General features: G+C 59.0%; 14 protein-coding genes. 5 read left to right on the forward strand and 9 right to left on the reverse strand.

What is annotated here, in order from left to right; translation table 11 throughout:
- Positions 1 to 190: 190 nt before the first annotated feature.
- From grcA3 to ACESSC_RS03810, 4 genes are all read right to left on the reverse strand, one after another.
- Positions 191 to 442: an autonomous glycyl radical cofactor GrcA3 gene (gene grcA3 / locus ACESSC_RS03795; RefSeq protein ID WP_055252439.1), complete on the reverse strand. Its 252-nt coding sequence runs from the start codon at positions 440 to 442 to the stop codon at positions 191 to 193.
- An 85-nt stretch (positions 443 to 527) separates the two neighbouring features.
- Complete coding sequence (pflB, locus tag ACESSC_RS03800) at positions 528 to 2,579, reverse strand: formate C-acetyltransferase (RefSeq protein WP_373161282.1); 2,052 nt, start codon at positions 2,577 to 2,579, stop codon at positions 528 to 530.
- A gap of 463 nt (positions 2,580 to 3,042) precedes the next feature.
- Complete coding sequence (locus tag ACESSC_RS03805; RefSeq protein ID WP_373161283.1) at positions 3,043 to 4,056, reverse strand: 2-keto-3-deoxygluconate permease; 1,014 nt, start codon at positions 4,054 to 4,056, stop codon at positions 3,043 to 3,045.
- 108 nt (positions 4,057 to 4,164) lie between these two features.
- On the reverse strand, positions 4,165 to 4,914 hold the full coding sequence (locus ACESSC_RS03810) for an SDR family NAD(P)-dependent oxidoreductase (RefSeq protein WP_373161284.1): 750 nt from the start codon (positions 4,912 to 4,914) through the stop codon (positions 4,165 to 4,167).
- A gap of 289 nt (positions 4,915 to 5,203) precedes the next feature.
- Between ACESSC_RS03810 and ACESSC_RS03815 the strand changes: the two genes are divergently transcribed.
- Genes ACESSC_RS03815 through ACESSC_RS03825 form a run of 3 tightly spaced genes read left to right on the forward strand, consistent with a single transcriptional unit; the run spans position 5,204 to position 9,875 of the window.
- Complete coding sequence (locus ACESSC_RS03815; RefSeq protein WP_373161286.1) at positions 5,204 to 5,653, forward strand: MarR family winged helix-turn-helix transcriptional regulator; 450 nt, start codon at positions 5,204 to 5,206, stop codon at positions 5,651 to 5,653.
- Positions 5,650 to 8,019, forward strand: a complete 2,370-nt coding sequence (locus tag ACESSC_RS03820; protein ID WP_373161287.1) for an ABC transporter ATP-binding protein — start codon at positions 5,650 to 5,652, stop codon at positions 8,017 to 8,019. Before ACESSC_RS03815 ends, ACESSC_RS03820 begins: the two co-directional genes overlap by 4 nt.
- Positions 8,019 to 9,875, forward strand: coding sequence for an ABC transporter ATP-binding protein (locus ACESSC_RS03825; protein ID WP_373161289.1), 1,857 nt, complete (start codon positions 8,019 to 8,021; stop codon positions 9,873 to 9,875). Before ACESSC_RS03820 ends, ACESSC_RS03825 begins: the two co-directional genes overlap by 1 nt.
- 635 nt (positions 9,876 to 10,510) lie before the next feature.
- On the opposite strand, the gene ACESSC_RS03830 is transcribed toward ACESSC_RS03825, so the two are convergent.
- The 3 genes from ACESSC_RS03830 to ACESSC_RS03840 all read right to left on the reverse strand — a co-directional run bounded on the left by ACESSC_RS03830 (position 10,511) and on the right by ACESSC_RS03840 (position 15,104).
- Positions 10,511 to 11,542 (reverse strand): 3-deoxy-7-phosphoheptulonate synthase, encoded by a 1,032-nt coding sequence (locus tag ACESSC_RS03830; RefSeq protein WP_373161290.1) that lies wholly within the window; start codon positions 11,540 to 11,542, stop codon positions 10,511 to 10,513.
- Between the two features lie 549 nt (positions 11,543 to 12,091).
- Positions 12,092 to 14,329, reverse strand: a complete 2,238-nt coding sequence (locus ACESSC_RS03835) for an FtsX-like permease family protein (protein ID WP_373161291.1) — start codon at positions 14,327 to 14,329, stop codon at positions 12,092 to 12,094.
- Complete coding sequence (locus ACESSC_RS03840) at positions 14,319 to 15,104, reverse strand: ABC transporter ATP-binding protein (RefSeq protein WP_316369955.1); 786 nt, start codon at positions 15,102 to 15,104, stop codon at positions 14,319 to 14,321. The genes ACESSC_RS03835 and ACESSC_RS03840 overlap by 11 nt, the downstream gene beginning before the upstream one ends.
- Before the next feature lie 148 nt (positions 15,105 to 15,252).
- On the opposite strand from ACESSC_RS03840, the gene vsr reads away from it, so the two are divergent.
- Positions 15,253 to 16,239, forward strand: a complete 987-nt coding sequence (gene vsr, locus ACESSC_RS03845; RefSeq protein ID WP_373161292.1) for a DNA mismatch endonuclease Vsr — start codon at positions 15,253 to 15,255, stop codon at positions 16,237 to 16,239.
- A 703-nt stretch (positions 16,240 to 16,942) separates the two neighbouring features.
- Here vsr and ACESSC_RS03850 read toward each other — a convergent pair.
- The gene (locus ACESSC_RS03850; RefSeq protein ID WP_022095149.1) at positions 16,943 to 17,800 is read right to left on the reverse strand and encodes a class II fructose-bisphosphate aldolase; all 858 of its coding nucleotides are present in this window, start codon (positions 17,798 to 17,800) and stop codon (positions 16,943 to 16,945) included.
- 335 nt (positions 17,801 to 18,135) lie between these two features.
- On the opposite strand from ACESSC_RS03850, the gene ACESSC_RS03855 reads away from it, so the two are divergent.
- A complete protein-coding gene (locus tag ACESSC_RS03855; protein WP_373161293.1) occupies positions 18,136 to 18,939 on the forward strand; it encodes a DeoR/GlpR family DNA-binding transcription regulator in 804 nt (267 codons plus the stop codon).
- Positions 18,940 to 18,998: 59 nt separating this feature from the next.
- On the opposite strand, the gene ACESSC_RS03860 is transcribed toward ACESSC_RS03855, so the two are convergent.
- Positions 18,999 to 20,159 (reverse strand): FprA family A-type flavoprotein, encoded by a 1,161-nt coding sequence (locus ACESSC_RS03860; protein WP_373161294.1) that lies wholly within the window; start codon positions 20,157 to 20,159, stop codon positions 18,999 to 19,001.
- Between the last annotated feature and the right edge of the window lie 68 nt (positions 20,160 to 20,227).

Below are 20,227 nucleotides of genomic sequence, written 5' to 3' on the forward strand. Positions count from 1 at the left end.
TCGATTGGGACAGGCGGGCCTTCGAGGCCGAGCGCAAAATGGATTCTAAAAAACACCTTGCCAAATAGGAGCGTCAGGACGCAAAGAGGCTCCGCAGCGCGAAGCGCGCAGCGGAGCCTCTTTGCATGTCCGAGGACGTTTTGGGAGGTAACCCAAACAGCCCCGGCGATCCTACGGGAGTTAAATCCCTTTAGAACTTGTTGTGGAAGGTACGCGAAATGACCTCGTCCTGCTGCTCCTTGGTGAGCGTGTGGAAGTTCACGGCGTAGCCGGAAACGCGGATGGTCAGCTGCGGGTACTTCTCGGGGTGAGCCTGAGCGTCAAGCAACGTCTCACGGTTGAAGACGTTGATGTTCAGGTGGTGGCCACCCTTCTCGGCGTAAGCGTCGAGCATGTGGACCAGGTTATCGGCCTGAGTCTCGGAAACTTCAGAAACCTTCATAATGTGTCTCCTTCGATCGATAGGCGCCGGCCGAAACCGGCGCGCTAATCAGTAATCGTTATTGTTAGTATAGCACTAACAATAGTTACTCGCCCAGCTGATCAAGGTCGATATCGCCAAAGAACACCTGGTCCTCCTTGCCGAGCGCACCCGGGATGATGGAGAAGGTGTTGGAGATGCCGTCCTGAGCATCGCGGAACGGGAGCTTGGAAACCGAAGACAGCGAAGCGATGGCGCCGTGGCTATCGCGCTTGTGCATGGGGTTAGCACCCGGGGCGAACGGCTGGCCAGCCTTGCGGCCGTCGGGGGTGGAGCCGGTCTTCTTGCCGTACACGACGTTGGAGGTGATGGTCAGAACCGAGGTCGTGGGCACGGAGTTGCGGTAGGTGTCGTTCATGCGGATGTACTCCATGAACTGGTGCACAACGTCGTGAGCGATCTGGTCGACGCGGTCGTCGTCGTTACCGTACTTGGGGAACTCGCCCTCGGTCTCGAAGTCGACAATGATGCCGTTCTCGTCACGGACGGGGTGGACCTTGGCGTACTTGATGGCGGACAGGGAGTCAGCCACAACGGAAAGGCCAGCGATGCCCGTAGCGAACCAACGATGCACGTGCTTGTCGTGCAGAGCCATCTGGATGCGCTCGTAGCAATACTTGTCGTGCATGTAGTGAATGATGTTCAGCGAGTTGACGTACACGCCAGCGAGCCACTTCATCATGTCGTTGTACTTGGCCACAACGTCGTCGTAATCGAGCGTATCGCCCTCGACGGCGCGATACTTGGGGCCGACCTGCTTCTTGGAGACCTCGTCAACACCGCCGTTGAGTGCGTACAGCAGGCACTTGGCCAGGTTGGCACGGGCGCCGAAGAACTGCATCTCCTTGCCGATGCGCATGGAGGACACGCAGCAGGCAATGCCGTAGTCGTCGCCGTGGTAAACGCGCATGAGGTCGTCGTTCTCGTACTGGATCGAGGAGCTGGCGACAGAGGTCTTGGCGCAGAACTTCTTGAAGTTCTCGGGCAGACGGGTCGACCACAGAACGGTCATGTTGGGCTCGGGGCTGGTGCCCATGTTCTCGAGCGTGTGCAGGTAGCGGTAGCTCATCTTGGTAACGAGCGTACGGCCGTCGACACCCATGCCGCCGATGGACTCGGTGACCCACTGCGGATCGCCGGTAAACAGGGCCTGGTACTCGGGGGTACGGGCAAACTTGACCATGCGGAGCTTCATGATGAAGTGATCCACGAACTCCTGGATCTGCTCCTCGGTGAAGGTGCCGTTGGCAAGGTCGCGCTCAGCGTAGATGTCGATGAACGTGGAGGTACGGCCGATGGACATAGCGGCGCCGTTCTGCTCCTTGACGGAAGCGAGGTAGGCGAAGTACATCCACTGGATGGCCTCCTGCGTGTTGGTAGCAGGGTTGGAAATATCGAAACCATAGGTCTCGGCCATCATCTTGAGCTCGCCGAGGGCGCGGATCTGCTCCTGCAGCTCCTCACGATCGCGGATGTTGTCGGCGGTCATGACCGTCGGGGTGGAAGCCTTCTGGGCCTCCTTGTCCTTGATCAGGTAGTCGACGCCGTACAGGGCAACACGACGGTAGTCGCCGATGATGCGGCCGCGGCCATAGCCATCGGGCAGACCGGTGATGATGTGAGCCGAGCGGCAAGCACGCATCTCGGGGGTGTAGACATCGAAGACGCCAGCGTTGTGGGTCTTGCGCTCGAAGGTGTAGCGCTCGACAACGTTCTCGTCGACCTTATAGCCGTGCTGGCTGGCTGCCTGGCAAGCGATGCGGATACCACCGTTGACGTGCAGCGCGCGCTTGAGCGGCTTGTCAGTCTGAAGACCGACGATGGTCTCCTTGTCGCGATGGGCGTTATCGATGTAGCCAGCGGGGTGGCTCACGATACCCGTGACGGTCTTGGTGTCCATATCGAGGACGCCGCCCTGCTTGCGCTCCTTGAGCAGCAGGTCGAGAACCTCGCCCCACAGCTCCTTGGTACGCTCGGTCGGGCCGGCGAGGAACGACTCGTCGCCCTCGTAGGGGGTGTAGTTCTTCTGGATGAAGTCTCGGACGTCAACCTCTCCCGTCCAGATGCCTTCCTTGAAGCCTTCCCATGCCTCCTGCATTGTGTAACCACGCTCCTAGTTACGTGTAATGCGGCGCTCTCTCACACCGCTGCTTATTGAATTCTTGAATTATCGGCTTGCACTACCGGCTTCTTCCGTTCTTCACCACACGTTGGTACAGGGAAAAACGTTTGTCCACCTTGGAACTGCAACCCAAAACCCAAGATTTCACCCGTTTGAGAAGGATAACATAGCCACTCCCTTCATCAGGGCTGTTATATGTTTCTTTTTTTATACCATTAGTGCGTTTTTAACAAATCCGCAGGAAATGCGAGCGCGAACAACTACCGTTCACCGATTTGTTTGGTATTTTTCCTTGCCTTTGTACGACGTTCACTCTAGCTGTTATGCCAGTTTTAGCAGGGTAAAGTGCCCCAGGGACCCCACAGAAACTGCAGGGCGGCCTCGGGATTTCCCCCGGGGCCGCCCTGTGGCATGGCTAGTTATTTAGCTTTGATTGGCATTAGGCGGCTGCGGCGGCTTTGTCGGTCGTTGCCTTGCTGTGGCCCTGACCCTCAAAATGCTTGTAGCACCAGCTGGTGACCAGCGGGGTCAAAATGGCCGTCACGATAGCACATGCTGCGACCTGCGCCGTAGCCGTCGCGAGCACCGCGCCGCCGTACATGGCCTCGTTGACGCTTGCCATGGCGGCAGGCGTGGCCACATTGGCTCCGGCGCAGCTCGAAATGGCCGCACCTGCGACACCCGTACCGCCCGTGAGCTTATCGACCGCGATGACGGGAATTGCAAAGACCACCGAGCAGATCACGCCGAGCAGGATGCCGGGAAGACCACCGTTGATAAGCTGGCCAAAGGTCATGGTCGAGCCCATGGCAAAGAAGACGAGCACGATGATGGCGGAAAGTGCCGGTGCCATCATCTTCTTAAAGCTGGGGAAGAGGTTACCCAGGATAATGCCGACGACGATCGGCAGGATGGCGCCCACGAGCGACCAGCCGATCGGAGCCTGACCGGCAGCACCGAGCACGATCATCGTGACCGGAGGGCCGACAACGAGCGTGGTGATGGCGACGGCGCCACGCTCGGCCTCGTTGCCCATGGTGCCCATGAGTCCAGCGTACATAGCATTGTTGGCACCCGTGCATGCGGCCAGCATTACCATGGCCGAGATGCCAAACAGGTTGTCGTTGAACACATAAAGGATGAGTAGCGACACGGCAACGACCACGATCTGCTTGACGGCGATGATGATGGCACCGCGGGCAGCGGCGGCAGGAGCACTCTTAAACGAAATCGTCGTACCGACGATGAGCAAAAAGGCGCCAACAAGCGGGCCTGCGCCCTGCTGGGTCATGCCGAGCGTAAAGCTGCCGAGCGTTTTAAACAGGTCGGGGAACAGCGTGTTGAGCAGGCAGCCCAGCAAAAGCGGCACCAAAATATTGGCACCCGGGATGGAGGACATCTTAAAGAACGGCTCCTTTGTTGCCGGCGCCTCCACCGCAGTCGATTCACTCATTTATATCTCCTTTTGATGCGTGTGACACGCGGTCACACGCTCCTGTGCCAGAAAGAAGGCGACGGTCCCGAGTCGCAGGAGCCGTCGCCGAATAATCGTCGCGGGATATTACCCGTCCAGGACGATGCCACCGTCGCAGTCACCGATCTCGCCGTTCACGAAGCTGGCAAGGTCGGAAGCGAAGAACAGCACCATCTGCGCGGGCTCGCTGGCCTGTGCGGCGCGGCCCAGGGGGATACCGTTGATGATGCGCTGGGAGTTCTCATCAGAGAGAATCGAGGTCATATCGGTAAGGGTGAGCGACGGGCACACGGCGTTGCAGCGAATGCCAAACTTACCGCCCTCCTTAGCGACCGCCTTGGTCAGGCCGTTGACGCCGGCCTTGGAGCTCGCATAGGCAGCAGTGCCGAGCAGGCCGCCGCCGATCTTGCCAGCCACAGAGCTCACGTTGACGATGGCGCCGGCATGTGCCGCCTTAAAGTGCGGGTACACGGCATTCATCATGGTAAAGGTACCGTTGAGGTTGATGTCAATGGTGCGACGCCACTCGGTGTCGTCGATCTCGTCGAACTTCTTGGTGCTGATAACGCCGGCACAGTTGATCAGAATGTTGGTCTGGGGCAGATCGGTGAAAATCTGCTCGACGGTCTCGCGCGCCTTGGGTGCATCGGCGACATCGAGCTGGTAGAACTTGTTGCCCTCGCCAAGCTCGGCCACCGCGGCCTCGCCCTTAGCAGCGTTCCTTGCGATGAGCGCGACGTGTCCGCCGCCCGCAACGATGCCCTTGGCAATCTCGAGGCCAATGCCCTGAGTGCCACCGGTAACGATCGCGGTTTTGCCCGTGAAGTCAAATGCCATGACTCCAACCCCCTTTATATAAGGTGTCTCCTTGCGGGAAGTTGGAGCATCGCACGTGGCGTTATATGAGTCCCAGTCGTCATGGTGGTGACAACCCCTCGCCTAACCGCGTGCATGATAATTCTTTGAAACGCTACAATTATTGAATGATTTTAAGTCTTTATACGCTCTTTATATTGACTGGCAGCCACGTAGATTTTTGGGACATGCCTCAAAATCTGCCGGTTAGGGTGCGCGTACAGGGGTATCATCTTTCACTGAAAATAGTTTCTAGTGTTAGGGGTTTTCGGTGGAAGATACCGATTTCCATGAGCTTGGGCGTCAGCTTTTAACTGAGTTTGGCAGCATGCATCAGCGCATTTCGCGCTTTGCGGACAAAGCTCTCGGCGGCGAGATGGCTGTCATGCGCGCCCTCATGCTCGCTGGCGGCTCGCTCACGCCGAGCGAACTCGCTGATCGCGCCTGGGTCTCGAGCGCTCGCATCGCCAATATTCTGCGCGCCCTCGAAGCCAAGGGCTGGGTCGAGCGCAAGCACTCAAAGACCGACCGCCGTCGCGTACACGTCACGGTGACCGACAAGGGATTCCAGGTCCTCGAAATCAAACGTCGGGAATTCGAGGACCGCACCGCGGCCTTCCTCGAGCAGCTCGGCGAAACAGATACCCAAGAGATGGTGCGCCTTCTAAGACGTGCCAACGAAATTATCGACCGCAATCAAGAAAGGAGAGATGCCGAGTGAGGATTCTCAAACTCTTTAAAAAGCATGTCCTGGCACTGTTCACAGCTATCGTACTTATCGTAATCAGCTGCAACGCCGATCTGGCACTGCCTACCTACATGAGCGACATCGTCGACGTGGGCGTACAGCAAGGCGGCATCGCCTCGCCCGTGCCCGACACCATTCGTGCCGAATCGCTCGATGACCTTGAGCTCTTTATGAGCACCAAGGACGCCAAAGCTGTGGAGGCCGTGTTTAGCAAGGCTGACAAAAACGGCATTCGAACGTACAAGGGCACCGAGGAAGAGCGTGCCGATGGCGGCAAGATTGCCGACATTATGAGCCTGCCCGAGACCGTCGTCCTTTCGCTCAACCAGGGCATCGACGCCGACTCCATGGGCGACATGACCGGCGCATCCACCGAGGCAAGCAATGGCGGCGGCGCCCAGGCCATGCCCACTCCCGAGCAGATGGCGGCAATGACGCCCGAGCAGCTCGCCGAGATGCAGCAAAAGGCCGCAGCGGCGCAAAACATGCAAAAGCAGATTGATGCCGACGGCGGCAAGATCACCATGAAGAGCCTGCGTCTGGGCGTTGAAGGCGGCCTCATCGATCAGGGCAAGCTCGTCGAGGGCGCCAACGGTATGGCGGACAAGATGGGTTCCATGTCGGGCTCCATTGTCACGCAGCGCGCCGTGACCTTCGTGCAGGACGAGTACAAGGCGCAGGGCATCGACCCCGCCGACGTGCAGAACGCCTACCTGGGCCGCATGGCGACCACGATGTTTGGTCTGTGCCTGGTGTCGCTGGTCGCCACCATCCTGACCGGTGCCGTGGCTTCGCGCACCGCCTGCTCCATCGCCCGCGACCTGCGCCGCGAAACCTTCGACAAGGTTATGCACTTCTCGCCGGCCGAAGTGGGCAAGTTTAGCCAGGCCTCGCTCATCACCCGCTGCACCAACGACATTCAGCAGATTCAGATGGCCGCAACCCTGTTTATCCGCATGTGCCTGATGGCCCCCGTCATGGGCATCGTCGCCGTCATGCGCGTCCTGGCCAACCACACCGGCTTGGAGTGGACCATCGCCGTGGCCATCATCGCGGTCTCGGCCGTCGTCGGCGTGCTTATGGGCCTCACCATGCCCAAGTTCAAAAAGATGCAGAGCTTTGTGGACCGCGTGAACCTTGCCGCCCGCGAGCTGCTCGACGGCCTTATGCCCATCCGCTCGTTCAACCGCGAGGAGCATGAGCTCGAGCGTTTTGACAAGGCATCACTCGACCTGATGACCACGCAGCTCTACACCAACCGCGCCATGAGCTTTATGATGCCGCTCATGATGCTCGTCATGAACTGCATCACCGTGCTTATCGTCTGGTTTGGCGCGCAGGGCGTGTCCGACGGTGTGATGCAGGTCGGCAACATGATGGCGTTTATCTCCTACACCATGCAGATCGTCATGGCGTTTATGATCCTCACCATGGTTTCGGTCATCCTGCCCCGCGCCGAGGTCGCAGCCGAGCGCGTGGAAGAAGTCATCACTTGCCCCACGAGCATCAACGACCCCGCCTCGCCCAAGGTGCCTGCGGCCAGCGCTCCGCGCGGTGAGCTCACCTTCCGCGACGTGAGCTTCCAGTATCCCGATGCCCGCGCCGATGTCATCAGCGGCGTGAACTTCACCACGCATGCCGGTCAGATGCTCGGCATCATTGGCTCCACGGGCTCGGGCAAGTCCACGCTTGTGCAGCTAATCCCGCGCCTGTACGACGTCACGGGCGGCAGCATTTCGCTCGACGGCATCGACGTGCGCGACATGACCCTTTCCGAGCTTCGCCGCCGCATTGGTTACATCCCGCAGCAGGGTCGCCTGTTCTCGGGCACTGTCGAGAGCAACCTCAAGTTTGCCGGCGACATGGTGAGCGACGAGGATATGCACCAGGCAGCGCGCATCGCCCAGGCCGAGGACTTTATCGCCGAGCGCGAGGGCGGCTACGACTCCCCCATCAGCCAGGGCGGCTCCAATGTCTCGGGCGGCCAGCGCCAGCGTCTGGCCATCGCCCGCGCGTTGGCCAAAAAGCCCGAGGTCGTGGTGTTCGATGACTCGTTTAGCGCCCTCGACTACAAGACCGACGCGCGCCTGCGCGAAGAGCTGGCCAAAAACGTCACCGACGCCGCGCTCGTGGTCGTGGCCCAGCGCATCGCAACCATCATGCACGCCGACCAGATTATCGTGCTCGACGACGGCCACGTGGTGGGCACCGGTACGCACGAGGAGCTGCTGCACAGCTGCCCGGCGTACCTGGAGATCGCACAGTCGCAGCTTTCCGCCGAGGAGTTGGGGCTCACCCAAGAAGAAATCGCAGCCGCCATGGAAGGAGGCGAGCACTAATGGCAGACGAGACCAAGACTCAGATTCCCAAGCCCACCCGCCAGCGTGGTCCTATGGGCCGTATGGGTGGCATGGGCCGCGGCGAAAAGGCCAAGGACTTTAAGGGCACCATGAGGCAGCTACTCGGCTATATCGGTCAGCACAAGATTGCCGTGTTTGCCGCCGTCGCCTTTGCCGTGTGCTCGGTCATCTTTAACATTGTGGGACCCAAGGTGCTCGGCCAGGTTACGACCAAACTGTTCGAGGGCCTGGTTGCCAAGGTCAACGGCACCGGCGATGTTGACTTTGACTGGATCGCCAAGACGCTCGGCTTTTTGCTCTGCCTGTACCTGGCAAGCTCTGCCTGTAGCCTGATCCAGGGCTGGCTCATGACCGGCGTCACGCAAAAGATCTGCTACCGCATGCGCAAGGAGATCGCTGCCAAGATCGCCGTCGTGCCGATGAGCTACTTCAACGGCCACAGCAAGGGCGACGTGCTCAGCCGCATCACCAACGACGTCGACACGCTGGGTCAGTCACTCAACCAGAGCGTGACGCAGCTCATCACGTCGGTGACGCAGATTATCGGCGTGCTCGTCATGATGCTTTCGATCAGTCTGCCGCTTACCGGCGTCACCGTGCTCACACTGCCGGCCGCCGCGATTATCCTGACCGTGATGATTCACTTCTCGCAGCCGTACTTCCGCGAGCAGCAGCAGGTTTTGGGCACCGTCAACGGCATTATCGAGGAGGACTTTGCCGGCCAGAACGTCATTCAGGTGTTCGACCGCGCCGAGGCCTCGATCGAGGAGTTCGACCGTCAAAACGACCGTCTCTTTATTAGTGGCTGGCGCTCGCAGTTCCTATCGGGCCTGATGATGCCGCTTATGAGCTTGGTGGGTAACATGGGCTACGTGGGCGTCGTCGTGGTGGGCGCGCAGCTCGCGCTGACCGGCAATGCCACGCCCGGCGACATTCAGAGCTTTATCCAGTACGTTCGCAACTTTACGCAACCCGTGCAGCAGCTGGGCAACGTGAGCAACACGATGCAGTCGATGGCCGCTGCCACCGAGCGCGTCTTTGAGTTCCTGGCCGCGCCCGAGGAGGAGCAGAAGGCCGACGCGCAGATTCCCGAAAAGCGTCCCGGCCACGTGGAGTTTGACCACGTCAAGTTTGGCTACACGCCCGACAAGACCATCATCCACGACTTTAGCTGCGAGGCGCAGCCCGGCCAGACCATCGCCATCGTCGGCCCCACCGGCGCCGGCAAGACCACGCTCATTAAGTTGCTGCAGCGCTTCTACGACGTGGACGGCGGTTCGCTGCGCGTCGAGGGCGTCGACGTGCGCGACTGGGACCGCGCGGCACTGCGCGGCGAGTTTGCCATGGTGCTGCAGGATACCTGGCTGTTTAACGGCACCATCCGCGAGAACATCCGCTACGGACGCCCCGATGCGACTGACGCCGAGGTCGAGGCCGCCGCGCGCGCCGCACGCTGCGACCACTTTATCCATACGCTCGCCGGCGGCTACGACTTTATGATCAACGAGGAGGGCACTAACCTGTCGCAGGGCCAGCGCCAGCTCGTGACCATCGCCCGCGCCATTTTGGCCGACCGCCCGGCGCTGATTTTGGACGAGGCGACTTCCAACGTCGATACCCGCACCGAGGAGCTCATCCAGCGCGCCATGGATGCGCTGATGCAGGGCCGCACGAGCTTTGTCATCGCGCATCGCCTGTCCACGATCCGCAATGCCGACGTGATCTTGGTGATTCGCGACGGCGACATCGTCGAGAAGGGCACACACGACGAGCTGCTTGCCCAAGGCGGCTTCTACGCCGACCTGTACAACTCGCAATTCGACGAGGCGGCGTAAAATCTGCCGCAGGGAACGAATAACGCCCGAGAACGGGGGCGCAGAATGAACTGCGCCCCCGTTCTGTGTCCTTTGGGCCTCGAAACGCCTCCCCTGGAACCTGATTGACGCCCTCCCTCAAGGCCCCGTGGACAAAAAATGACAAATATGAGTACTGTCACCTTTTTAGTAACAGCCAAAACTGCCCCAAACGACCTCTTTGCGGCCTAGATATGCCTTCAAATTGATCAAAATGTCCGGTAGCATGCTTCTGTGTGCCAACGTTAATGAACATATTTACTGTTGTGTCTATTATCTTGTAAGATCGATATGATACTACGCTAGCAACAGTACTCATATTTGCCATTTTTTGCCCACAGGACTTAGAGAACGCCAAAAAATCTAGCAATGCCAGCGAGCAAACCGCGTCAGCCGATGCAAGGAGTGTCCCCAAGTGCCGGCAGATAAGGAACGTCCCTAACTGCCAGGTTTGAAAGGTAGTCATTGGGGACGTTCTTAAACGACTAGTCAAACAAGAACGTCCCCAACGACTACTCATTTAAGTACGTCCCCAATGAGTGCCCCTGGAGCAAGACAACGCCGCAGGTAGAGGGCGGACAGCGAGCGCCGTTACGCGGGTTGGTAAACCCGCGTAACTAAATACGTTCCGCGATCTCGTGAATGAGGTAGTCGGTCTTTTCCCAGCCCAGGCACGGATCGGTGATCGACTTGCCAAAGACGCCGCCGTCGACCGGCTGGTTGCCGTCCTCAAGGTAGGACTCGATCATAAAGCCCTTGACCAGCCTGGAGATGGCTTCGTTGCGGCGGCAGCTGTCGAGCACCTCCTTGCAAATGCGATACTGCTCCAGCGGACGCTTGCCCGAGTTGTCATGGTTGCAGTCGATGACCGCCGCTGGGTTGGCATAACCGGCGTGCTCGGTGTAGCGCTCGGCAAGACGCTCCAGATGCTCGTAGTGGTAGTTAGGGTAGGTGCGGCCGTCGAGGCCAATGTAGCCGCGCATGACGGCGTGCGCGAGCGGATTGCCGTCGCACTCGACCTCCCAGTTGCGGAAGATAAAACTCTGGTGCGCCTGGGCGGCGTAGATGGAGTTGAGCATGACGGTGGTGGAGCCGGCAGTGGGGTTCTTCATGCCCACGGGTACCGAAATGCCGCTCGACACCAGGCGATGCTCCTGGTTCTCGACCGAGCGCGCGCCCACGGCAACGTAGCTCAGCAAGTCGACGAGGTACTGGTAGTTGGACGGGTAGAGCATCTCGTCAGCGGTGAAGAAGCCCGTCTCCTCGATGACGCGCAGGTGCATGTGGCGGATGGCCTTGACGCCCTCGAGCAGGTCGTCGGGAGCCTCGGGGTTGGGGTTGTGCAGCAGACCCTTGTAGCCGGTGCCCTTGGTGCGCGGCTTGTTGGTATAGACGCGCGGAATGATGATGAGCTTGTCCTTGACCTCCTCGGCGGTCTTGGCCAGTCGGTTCATGTACTCAAGCACCGAGTCCTCGCGGTCGGCAGAGCACGGACCGATGATAAGCACCTTGCGTGCGTCCTCGCCGGTAAAGACTTTGGCGACCTCGGCGTCAAATGCCTGCTTTTTGGCGGTAAGCTCGGCAGAAAGTGGCATTTCCTCGCGGATCTCCATGGGGATCGGCAACTTGCGTTTGAATTCCATGGCCATAGGGGCCTCCTCAATCTATAGAAAGAGCAATAAGCGTATTGTCGAGTGCTCGGCATTATCCGCTGTCGCACGCTAAAGTGCAAGCACAGCCTACTAAAAAGGGAATGAATCGACACAAGAGCCCGCTCACCACGAGAGTGGATAATCTCCCGTTTTTGGCCCATGTTCGCGCTCAAAGTGGGAGATTATCCACTCTCGTCGGGCAAGCGTCCAAAAACCCACACCGACCAAAAAGGGACGGGTTTATTTTGGCAGGTTTTATCTGGGCAAACGTCAACAGCCGTAGGAGAGCTGCTTTCCCTCGCGGCGATCTTCTAACAGAAAAAACTGAGCGAGTAGGCTTTTTGCAGGAGGCGAAGCACGACCAAATGCGCCACAGTTCTGACCTGCGGTTTTGTTGGGCGCTACCCGCAATGTGCTCGACAGATCCAAAAAAGTCTACTCACTTGGCCTTGAGACTCATCAGTCAGACAAAAAACGCCGCGAAGGGAGCTGGACTCCCTTCGCGGCGGTTATTCGCTCTGATTTTGCGACGGTTTTGCCCGCTTGTTACTCGCTGTAGCGGGTGGCGATGGCAGCTTGTACCATGCCGGCGCTCATAAGGTACGTTACCAAGAAGTAGCCACCATAGGCCGCCAGGAAAATCGCGCAGGTGAGGCCCACGGTGCCGGCGATGCTCATATCGCCGAATACGCTCACCAACTCGATGATCACCTTGAGCGCCACAAAGGAGTGCGCCAAGCCCACTGCCAGCGGGAACAGGAAGAACACCGCTTGCTGCGCCATCACCGAATGCCGGATCTGGCGGTCGTCACAGCCGATCTGTGCCAGCACACGATAGCTGCGGCTGCCGTCGGCCACATTGGAGAGCTGCTGGATCGATAGGATTGCCGCGCACGCAACGACCAGCACAAAGCCAATGTAGATGGCCAGATAGCTAATCATGCCGTTCATCTGCGCTGCTTGCGTGTACATCTCGGAACGCGTGATGAAGACTCCCCACGACCCCGGCTCCTTGCCGTCAACGAGCAGATTGTCGAGCAAGGTGTATTTAATGCTCTCGTCTGCCTCGGTCGTATCCATACCCTGTTTGTAATTAACGAGCAGATTACTGGAATACGGTTGCAGATTAAGCTGGGACAGCAGCTCATCGGCTACGACCACGGTACCGGGATTGCTGCCCATCGCCGAGTTGGCGATGGCCGCCGTGTCCTCGTCCGACTTATCGGTTGCGGGCTTGAGCGTATGCCCGCCCAAGGTTAGGGCATGGCCGCCAGCCATATACTTGGTGTACAGGTCGCCCAGCTCACCGCCCATATCACACGTGAGCAGATACTGGTCGCGGCCAATGCTCACCGGCTCCTCGCCCATCATCTGGCGCAGTTTGTTGTACTGGCTCGCCGGCGTCACATACAGACCCATCGCATCGGCGTTGCTTCCCTCGAGCGCCTTGGGAAGCTTTTCGCCCATGGCCTTGCACATCTCACCCGCCACCACCGAGGGGCCCGAGCCGCCAAGCGGATAACTCAGATACGAATCGATCTGCACATGCTCACCGGCAACATCGGCGATATTGACCTTCTTGCCGGTCTCGTCGTTGTTGTCCGCCGACTTGCCCTTAATACCGTCTGCAACGTTATCGGGATCTTTACGATCGCCATGCCATGCAGCGTACAAATCGACCGTTGCATCGGCCAGCACCATGCGATCGGCCTCAGACGGATTGACATACTCCTTGTAGTAGTCGAGCGTTTCGGGCGTGTAATAGACATACGTCTGAGACACGTCAACAGGGTTATAGCGCTCCAGATTCTCGTTCATCACATTGGCAATCGACATACCGCAGGTCACCGAGGTAATGGCCAAAAACAGAATCATCGCGATGACGCCCATCGAAAAGCACACCGTATTGACCTTGGCCGAAAGCTGACGCACGGTAAACATATTGAGGCCGCGCCAATACACGCTGCGCAGGCTCTGCAACAGCTTGATAAGCATGCCCGAGAGTCCCCAGAACAGGGCAAAGGTGCCCACTGTAACCATAGCGGTCGTAATGCCAAACTGGTTCATAGCCTCTTGCAGCTTGCTGTCCGTCGCGGTTAGCGGGAACCCATCACGTAGCAGACGGTAATAGGCCACGCCCACAAGCACCACGCCCACGGCAAAGATGGCAATCGCGATCCAGGGGTTGCGTGTCTTGATGCTCTCGTTGCGACGCTCGGCACCCATAAGCTCGATGAGTTTGGTACGACGCACGGCTCGAAGGTTCAGCAGTAGCGTGAGCACAAACATCACGAGCATGCAGGCAAGGGTCAGGTTGAACGCATGCGCCGAGAAGAAAAAGTGGAAATTGGCAATCTGCGTCTTAAAGAGCGAGGCCGTAAAGAACGTCATGAGCTGGGAGAGCCCCACGCCCAGCACAATGCCGGCAACAAAGGCCACGACCGATACTATCACGGTCTCGAGCGCCATGATCGTGGCGACGCGCCCGCGCCCCATGCCGAGCACCTGGTACAGGCCAAACTCCTTCTTGCGGCGTTTCATGATGAAGTTATTGGCATACACCATCAAAAAGGCCATGACACCGGCCAAAAAGTACGTCAGGTAGCCGAGCATGCTGCCCATAACCTGCGCCAAGCCCTTTTCATCGATTCCGGCGATGTCAACCTGCATCGAGATGGTGTTAAAGGCATAGAAGACCGTGACGCCCAGGGTGAGCGTCAAAAGGTAGACGAGGTAGTCGCGGCCGGCGCGGCGGACGTTGCCCCAAGCGAGTTTACAGAGCATCGGAGCCCTCACCGCCCATCATGGCAACGACCTCCATAATGCGGTCGAAGAACTCTCGGCGGTCGGTGTCGCCGCGGCGCAGCTCGGTAAAGATCTTGCCGTCGCGGATAAACAGCACACGGCTCGTGTAGCTGGCGGCAAAACTGTCGTGCGTAACCATGAGCACGGTGGCGCGCAGGCGGCGGTTGAGGGCCTCTAGGCTCTCGAGCAGCAGGCGGGCGCTTTTGGAGTCGAGGGCGCCGGTGGGCTCGTCGGCCATAATCATAGTGGGGTCGGTGACGAGCGCGCGAGCCGCGGCAACGCGCTGCTGCTGGCCGCCGGACATCTGGTAGGGGTACTTGTCGAGCACCTGGCTAATAGACAGACGCGCGGCCACATCCTGCACGCGGGTCGAGATCTCTGCCGAGTTTGTGCGGGCGATGGTGAGCGGCAGGGCGATGTTCTCGCGTGCCGTGAGCGTATCGAGCAGGTTGGAATCCTGGAAGATAAAGCCGAGCTCCTCGCGGCGGAACTGCGAAAGCTTGGCCTGCTTCATGCGCGTCACGTCCTGGCCGTTGATGCGGATCGTGCCGCTCGTGGCGCTATCGATGGTCGACACGCAGTTGAGCAACGTCGACTTGCCCGAGCCCGAAGCGCCCATGATGCCAACGAATTCGCCGCGATTGACGGTAAAGCTGACGTCGTTGAGCGCACGGGTCACGTTGCCCAGCGCTCCATATACCTTTTCGAGATGCGCGACCTCCAGTACCGGGGCCGCCATGTGCGTGGTTTGCATACCGAGTCCTTTCTTGCGATTAGTCTACGGCATCCATAGTCGCAAGAAGACGAGTCGGCTACCATCGATATGGCTTACGCTTGCCTTACCGTTGTGTAAGGTACGGGTAGCTAGCCTGCCACGTGTTGATATTGAGAGAGGACTCCTGTTGAAGACTGTTCATGTTGCCGCTGGGATCATTCGCAAGGAAGGATCCGACGAGCTACTGGCCGTGCAGCGCGGCTATGGTGACATGCAGGGACTTTGGGAGTTTCCCGGTGGCAAGCTCATGCGCGGCGAGACGCCCGAGGACGCCGTACGCCGCGAGCTCATGGAAGAGCTGCAGGTAAAAGTCACCAACCTGCGCGATTTCTACACCGTTGAGTACGACTACCCCGATTTCCATCTCTCCATGGAGTGCTACTACTGCTCGCTCGCCAAAGAGTCTGGCGAGCCGCAAAAGCATGACCGTCAACTCGATATCCGCTGGATTCCGCGCACCTCACTTGCCACCGTTGAGTGGATGCCCGCCGACAAGGGGCTCATTGATGCCCTGATTGAGCTGAAGGAAGACCGGCTTGAGGCAAGCTCCGCCGATGACGCTGCGCCCAACACAGCCGACAAACCCGCCACCAAACCCAAGCGCGCACCCAAGCGCCGCAGCAAAAAGCGTCCCAAGCCCGGTCTGCTCGACGGCATCGACACCTCGGACCTTTCCGCCGACGAGCGCGAACTCGTCCGCCGTCGCGCCGCCATCAAAAAGTCCATGAAGGGCAACAAGCGCGCCAATACTAAGCCCGAGCTGCTCGTACGACAGCGCCTGCGCGCAGCGGGCCTTACGGGTTATCGCTTGGAATGGAAGGTTCCCGGCAAGCCCGACATCGCCTTCCCCGGGCGCAAGATCGCCATCTTCGTCAACGGCTGCTTTTGGCACCGCTGCCCCAAGTGCAACCCGAGCCAGCCAAAACGCAATGTTGAATTTTGGGAGGCAAAGTTCCGTCGCAACGTCGAGCGCGACCGCGCTGCCGTGGCAGCACTCACTCAAATGGGCTGGACACCCATAACCATCTGGGAATGCGAGCTCAAAAAAGACCGCATCGACGCCACGATGGAAAAGGTCATCGAGCAGGTGCGCGCCGCAGAGCCGCAGCGCTAACAGCGTGCATTCACACGCTCCGTACGTCCGCGCCACATCCACGTCACAAACCTTAGAAAGCCCTTAAGCCCAAAACCTTTCAAGAGTGTTACTCAATACCTCTGACCTGCAGTTTCATCGTAACACCAAACCAGGTTAAGCCTTTCTTTAGCGCTTCTTTGCGGCAGCCGCGGCATAATACTGCCAACGCACGGGACCTAGCAGCACACCCCGTGCGCAACCTTTTGGTGGACATCGAGGAGGCCGCATAAGCATGCATTCTTCCAATGACGCAGCACAGCAGCCATCCCTAAAACATGCAGACCTTTTCTCCTTCCCCCCGACACAGAGAAACGGTCTCCTCGACTCCCCCACCACAAAAGTCAAACGCTCAACCGACCAGAGCCACAACTTGCGAGCATCCTTCGATAAGCTCCAAGCATCCCTAGACAAAACCTTCCCCAACCAAGCCCGGGCATACTAGCCCCTCATCAACAAAGAAGCCCCGACGTCCCACCTCTTTCCGCCCAACGCCACAAGGGCGACGACCTCGAGTAGGTCAACTTGGGAGGGATGAGGGCTTAGTTCCCCAATCTTTCCGCAGGGGGCAAAAAGCCTCGCCGCACGAAGTGCGCAGCGAGGCTTTTTGCATGCCCGAGGACGATTGGGGAACTAAGCCCTCGTCCCTCCCCGGGATATGTAGCGAGTCGGAGTACCCTTGCTGTTACTCTGCCTTGCCCACAGAGTTGAGGTTGGTCATGCGGATCTTAACCAGCTCGGTGATCTCACGCATGCCCTCCTTGGCCGGCTTCTTGGGATCGAAGCAGGCGGGGTTCTCGGCCATGTAGGCCATGAAGCCCTTGGTGTAGGCCTGACGCAGCTCGGTGGCGTAGTTAACCTTGCAGATGCCGTTCTTCACGGCCTCGGCGACCTGCTCATCGGGCACACCGGAGGTACCGTGCAGAACCAGCGGCACGTCGACGGCGTCGCGGATGGCCTTGACCACGGACTGCTCGATGTGAGGATCGCTCGTGTACACGCCGTGGCTGGTGCCAACGCCAATGGCCAGCGAGGTGCAGCCGGTGCGCTCGACAAACTCCTTGGCCTCGGCAGGATCGGTGTAGGGGCTCTCGCCCTCAACCGCAGGACCGTCGTCCTCCTTGCCGCCAACCTTACCGAGCTCGGCCTCGACGGGCACGCCCATGGCGCGGCCAGCGTCGGCGACGGACTTGGTCAGGGCGATATTATCCTCGAAGGACTCGTGCGAACCGTCGATCATGACAGAGGTGTAGCCAGTGCGGAAAGCCTGCATGCAGCGGTCATAGCCATCGCCGTGATCGAGGTGCAGAGCGACGGGCACGGAAGCGCGCTCGGCAGCGGCCTTGACCATGCCATAGAAGTAATCAAGGCCAGCGGTCTTAATGGTGCCCGGGGTGGTCTGCATGATGACGGGGGACTTGGTCTCCTCGGCAGCAGCCAGAACGGCCATAACAAACTCGAGGTTCTCGACGTTGAACGCGCCTACGGCGTAGTGGCCGGCCTGAGCGTCCTTGAGCATCTTTTCGGTGGTAACAAGTGCCATGAGCGTTTGCTCCTCTCCCTCGCCCGCATCTGGACATCGGGCGTAGTTGTTCACAAGGCGTTTTACCTTGCGTTTTGCTGCGCTCATTGTATGAAAATCGATGGTGTCGCACGCATGAGATATCACCGGCACACAGGTCAAGACGCTCGTTTTTGAAAAGCAAACGGAAGAGATTCGCACCGGATTCCTCTATACGACATTGAAGTTTTCAAGCGAATCATCTTTCTTTTATAGAAAAGATAAGTAATCGAAAGGCGTTTTCTTACTAAAAAAGAAAATGAACGAAAATGGATTCAACACAATTCCTGCAAATTTATGTTGAGAACGGAGCAGCTATGGCCCATGCGACAACCCGAGCCTTCGCCGATGAGCGTCGTGCCGCCATCATGGAGATGCTCGAACATAACGCCTCGGTGCAGGTGGCAGAAATCGCCCAGACCTTTGGCGTATCCTCCGTCACCGCCCGCGCCGACCTGGACGCGCTCGCCGAAGCAGGCAAGCTACGCCGTACGCATGGCGGCGCCGTGTCGCTTCACAAGCGCCTGACTGTCTCCACGCAGGATCGCCGCATCAACGTCAATGTCGCCGCCAAGCAGGCCATCGCACAAAGCGCCATTGAACTCGTCGGCAATGGTGACACGCTGCTCGTCGACTCAGGCACCACGGCACTCGAGTTTGTCCGGCTCCTCGACCAGCACGACGGCATCACCGTCATCACAGCCGACATTACCATTGCCGATTACATCGACGAGAGCATGCCCTCGGTCGATGTTGTCATGCTGGGCGGGGCACTGCGCAAAGGTCATCGCTATCTGTACGGTCCACTTACCATGCAGGCGCTCCAAATGGTCCACGTCGATCTTGCCGTCATGTGCCCTGGCGCTTTTGTTCCCGGCTGCGGTTTTACGACCGACTTTCCGCAGATGGCCGAGACCAAAGCGGCTATGGTCGGTGCCGCCCGTCAAAGCGTCGCCCTCATGGACGCCAGCAAGGTCAACGGACGCGGCATGTACCGTTTTGCCGAACTCGCCGACGTCGACTCCATCGTGATGGACAGCGACCCCGATAATGCCGTCGCCACCTCAATCGCCGAGATCGTCGACAACGCCCGCCCAAATCTCCTCATCGCCGGCGCTTAAACAAAAACCACCACAAAGGTCTCCTTTGTGGTGGTTGAGCATCAGAAGTGAATGTGTCGCTACTTGGACAGCTCGTCGGCGAGAACCTCGATCTGAGCGCGCGAGGCGTCGTTGAGCGAGCCCAGCACGGTCACCTTGTTCTGCGCCAGGGTGATGTCCTTCATGCCCTCGAGCTCCTTGGTCATAACCTTGGCAGCGGTGGGCGCCCAGGAGCCGGCCTCAACGAGCGCCACCGTACGGTTCTGATAGGCGTGCTCGGCAAGCGTGTGGATAAAGGTGCTCATGAACGGGAAGATCTCGCCCTGATAGGTGATGGAGGCGAGCACCAGACGGTCATAGCGGAACGCATCCTCAACGGCCTCGGCCATGTCGTCGCGAGCCAAGTCAAAGACGGAAACCTTCTGGCCGCGGGCCTCGAGCGCAGATGCAAGCTCCTCAACGGCGGCCTTCAGATGGCCGTACACGCTCGCATAGGCAATCGTGATGCCCTCGTCCTCGGGCTGATAGCTCGACCAGGCGTTGTAGGTGTCGAGGTAATAGCCCAGATTCTCGGTAAGAACAGGACCATGGAGCGGACAGATGATCTGGATATCCAGATTGGCGGCCTTCTTGAGCACGGTCTGCACGAATTTGCCGAACTTACCGACGATGCCAAAGTAGTAGCGGCGCGCTTCGCAAGCCCAGCCTTCCGGGTCCTCGATGTCGTTGGCGCCGAACTTGCCAAAGCCGTCGGCACTAAAGAGCACCTTGTCGGTGGACTCGTAGGAGAAGATCACCTCGGGCCAGTGCACGTTGGGGGCGCCGACAAACGTTAGGCTGTGGCCACCCAGGTCGAGCACGTCGCCCTCTTTGACGACCATCTTACGCTCGGGGTAGTCGGTGCCAAAGTAGTTGACCATCATGCGGAAGGCGCCCATGCTGGCCACAATCTGTGCCTGGGGGTAGCGCTCCATAAAGGCGGCGATACCGGCGGAGTGATCGGGCTCCATGTGATGGACGACCAGGTAGTCGGGCGTACGGCCGTCGAGCGCGGCCTCGAGGTTGCCGAGCCATTCGTCGACAAAGCCAGCGTCAACCGAATCGGCGACAGCGATTTTATCGCCCAAGATAACATAGCTGTTGTATGCCATGCCGTTCTCGGACACGTCGTACTGGCCCTCGAACAGGTCAATGTCGTGATCGTCGACACCGATGTAGCGGATATCCTTGGTGATCTCCATCAGGCAAAGCCTCCTAGATAGACAAAAGAACCCGTCTATCATAACACTCGCCTTCATAGCCACGGCTA

The organism is Collinsella aerofaciens, assembly GCF_964243765.1.
Lineage (GTDB): Bacteria > Actinomycetota > Coriobacteriia > Coriobacteriales > Coriobacteriaceae > Collinsella > Collinsella aerofaciens_BU.

Bases quoted from the DNA above. Each gene is read 5' to 3' on its own strand.
- ACESSC_RS03830 (WP_373161290.1), bottom strand. From the start codon at position 11,542: ATGGCCATGGAATTCAAACGCAAGTTGCCGATCCCCATGGAGATCCGC.
- ACESSC_RS03810 (WP_373161284.1), bottom strand. From the start codon at position 4,914: ATGGCATTTGACTTCACGGGCAAAACCGCGATCGTTACCGGTGGCACT.
- ACESSC_RS03835 (WP_373161291.1), bottom strand. From the start codon at position 14,329: ATGCTCTGTAAACTCGCTTGGGGCAACGTCCGCCGCGCCGGCCGCGAC.
- ACESSC_RS03855 (WP_373161293.1), top strand. From the start codon at position 18,136: ATGGCCCATGCGACAACCCGAGCCTTCGCCGATGAGCGTCGTGCCGCC.
- ACESSC_RS03860 (WP_373161294.1), bottom strand. From the start codon at position 20,159: ATGGAGATCACCAAGGATATCCGCTACATCGGTGTCGACGATCACGAC.
- ACESSC_RS03850 (WP_022095149.1), bottom strand. From the start codon at position 17,800: ATGGCACTTGTTACCACCGAAAAGATGCTCAAGGACGCTCAGGCCGGC.
- ACESSC_RS03840 (WP_316369955.1), bottom strand. From the start codon at position 15,104: ATGCAAACCACGCACATGGCGGCCCCGGTACTGGAGGTCGCGCATCTC.
- pflB (WP_373161282.1), bottom strand. From the start codon at position 2,579: ATGCAGGAGGCATGGGAAGGCTTCAAGGAAGGCATCTGGACGGGAGAG.
- ACESSC_RS03825 (WP_373161289.1), top strand. From the start codon at position 8,019: ATGGCAGACGAGACCAAGACTCAGATTCCCAAGCCCACCCGCCAGCGT.
- grcA3 (WP_055252439.1), bottom strand. From the start codon at position 442: ATGAAGGTTTCTGAAGTTTCCGAGACTCAGGCCGATAACCTGGTCCAC.
- ACESSC_RS03805 (WP_373161283.1), bottom strand. From the start codon at position 4,056: ATGAGTGAATCGACTGCGGTGGAGGCGCCGGCAACAAAGGAGCCGTTC.